Source organism: Streptomyces sp. NPDC056347 (assembly GCF_042262625.1).
Taxonomy (GTDB): Bacteria; Actinomycetota; Actinomycetes; order Streptomycetales; family Streptomycetaceae; genus Streptomyces.
On record NZ_JBHJQP010000324.1, the window covers coordinates 1 to 2,511 of the forward strand.

Here is a 2,511-nt window from a genome sequence, read left to right on the forward strand (position 1 = left end):
AGACTCTCTCGAGTGCCGATTCCCAGTCGAAGTGGGTTTCGCTTTCCAGTTCCTCGCTTTCGCGATTCCCTTTCCGGCGAGTCCGACTCTATCAGGCCTTTTCTCTTTCCTTGACCAGCTCCTGCAGACATGCAGGTGCCGCTTCGTAGTTAGAGTCATTGCTTGAAAATCGCCGCCAGCCCTCGACTTCAAAGTCATGTTGGGGCCAGGCAGGAGTACGACAGTACAGGCCCCTGGTAGTCGAGGCAAATCCCTGCCGGTGTGGCGCTAAGGCCGCGTACCGCCAGGACTCGGGCGGAACCGTGACTTCTTATGACTTACGCTGCTGAACAGCACGTCGTCGCCCACAGACGGTGACGGCGCCCATCAAGCTCCACCCCTGGGAGGCTCCCCATGACCACTGTGACGTCCCCTCTTGCCGGACGGGCGATCGGACTGGCCGCGGTGCCGGATCCGGTCTTCTCCGGCGCGATGGTGGGGCCCGGCACCGCCATCGATCCCGTGCGCGAGCCGTCCGTGGCCGTGTCCCCGGTCGACGGAATCATCGTCTCCCTGCACCCGCACGCGTTCGTCGTCGTGGACGCGGACGGGCACGGGGTGCTCACCCACCTCGGCATCGACACCGTTCAGCTCAACGGCGAGGGTTTCGAGCTGCTCGTGAACAAGGGGGACACCGTCACTCGCGGTCAGGGCATCGTGCGCTGGAACCCGGCAGGCGTCGAAGAGGCCGGCAAGTCACCGGTGTGCCCGGTCGTCGCGCTGGAGGCCACCGCCGATTCCCTTTCCGATGTGCGCGAGGACGGTGACGTGAAGGTCGGCGACTCCTTGTTCGGCTGGCAGTGACGAGCCCGGCCCGATGACGGCCGACTGGATATCCACCGCGGGGGCACGGACCGCCGCACGACCGGAGACGGGTGACATGGAGACAACGCTGCGAGGCGTCGGTGTGAGCCACGGGGTGGCGATCGGCGAGGTGCGTCACATGGGGACGGCGGTGCTCGAACCGCCGGCCAAGCAGATTCCCGCAGAGGAGGCCGAGCGCGAACAGGGGCGTGCCCGGCAGGCCGTCGAAGCCGTGGCGGCCGATCTGATCGCGCGCGGGAATCTGGCCGGGGGCGAGGCCCAGCACGTGCTGGAGGCCCAGGCCATGATGGCGCAGGATCCCGAGCTGATCGCCGACGTGGAGCGCCGTATCGCGGTCGGCAGCACCGCCGAGCGCGGTGTCTACGACGCGTTCGCCTCGTACCGGGCGCTGCTCGCCAACGCCGGGGAGTACCTGGCGGGGCGTGTCGCCGACCTCGACGACGTACGCAACCGGATCGTGGCCCGGCTGCTCGGGGTGCCGATGCCCGGGGTGCCGGACAGTGACGAGCCCTATGTGCTGATCGCCCGCGACCTGGCGCCCGCGGACACGGCGCTGCTCGACCCCGCCCTGGTGCTCGGCTTCGTAACCGAGGAGGGCGGGCCGACCAGCCACAGCGCGATTCTCGCCCGGGCCCTCGGGGTGCCCGCCGTCGTGGCGCTCCCCGGTGCCGGTGAGCTCGCCGAGGGCACGGTCGTGGCCGTGGACGGCAGTACCGGGGAGATCTTCGTCGAGCCGAGCGCCGAGAAGCGTGCGGAGATGGAGAGCGCCGCCGCGGCGCGCAGGGCCGCGCTGTCGGCCACATCCGGTCCGGGCGCGACCTCCGACGGCCACAAGGTGCCGCTGCTCGCCAACGTCGGCGGGCCGGGGGACGTACCGGCGGCGGTCGAGGCCGGTGCGGAGGGCGTGGGGCTGTTCCGTACCGAGTTCCTGTTCCTGGACGACAGCGAGCGGGCGCCGTCCGAGGAGAAGCAGGTCGCCGCGTACCGGGCGGTGCTGGAGGCCTTCCCCGAGGGGCGGGTCGTCGTGCGGGTGCTGGATGCCGGGGCCGACAAGCCGCTGGACTTCCTGACCCCCGCGGACGAGCCGAACCCGGCGCTGGGTGTGCGCGGGCTGCGGAGTCTGCTGGACCACCCGGAGGTGCTGCGTACCCAGCTGACCGCGCTGTCGAAGGCGGCCGAGGGGCTGCCCGTGCACCTCGAGGTCATGGCGCCGATGGTGGCGGACCGGGCGGATGCCAAGGCCTTCGCCGACGCGTGCCGCGAGGCCGGTCTCCAGGCCAAGTTCGGTGCGATGGTGGAGATTCCGTCCGCCGCGCTGCGGGCGCGTTCGATCCTGCGGGAGGTGGAGTTCCTCTCGCTGGGCACCAACGACCTGGCGCAGTACACCTTCGCCGCCGACCGGCAGGTCGGTGCCGTGTCGCGGTTGCAGGACCCCTGGCAGCCCGCGCTGCTCGATCTGGTCGCACTGTCGGCGGAGGCCGCCGCGGCCGAGGGCAGGAGCTGCGGTGTCTGTGGTGAGGCCGCCTCCGATCCGCTGCTGGCCTGTGTCCTGACCGGGCTGGGTGTGACGTCGCTGTCGATGGGGGCCGCCTCCATTCCCTACGTGCGCGCCACGCTGGCGAAGTACACGCTCGCGCAGTGCGAGCG

General features: G+C 70.4%; 2 protein-coding genes. Both read left to right on the plus strand.

Annotation, left to right across the window (positions count from 1 at the left end; genetic code table 11):
- Nucleotides 1-393 precede the first annotated feature (393 nt).
- The gene (locus tag ACFCV8_RS35900) at nucleotides 394-843 is read left to right on the plus strand and encodes a PTS glucose transporter subunit IIA (RefSeq protein WP_376689754.1); all 450 of its coding nucleotides are present in this window, start codon (nucleotides 394-396) and stop codon (nucleotides 841-843) included.
- A gap of 76 nt (nucleotides 844-919) precedes the next feature.
- On the plus strand, nucleotides 920-2,511 hold a 1,592-nt coding region (gene ptsP / locus ACFCV8_RS35905; protein ID WP_376689755.1), incomplete at its 3' end, for a phosphoenolpyruvate--protein phosphotransferase.

Excerpts from the sequence above, each read along its gene's own strand:
- ACFCV8_RS35900 (WP_376689754.1), top strand. The coding sequence starts at position 394 with ATGACCACTGTGACGTCCCCTCTTGCCGGACGGGCGATCGGACTGGCC.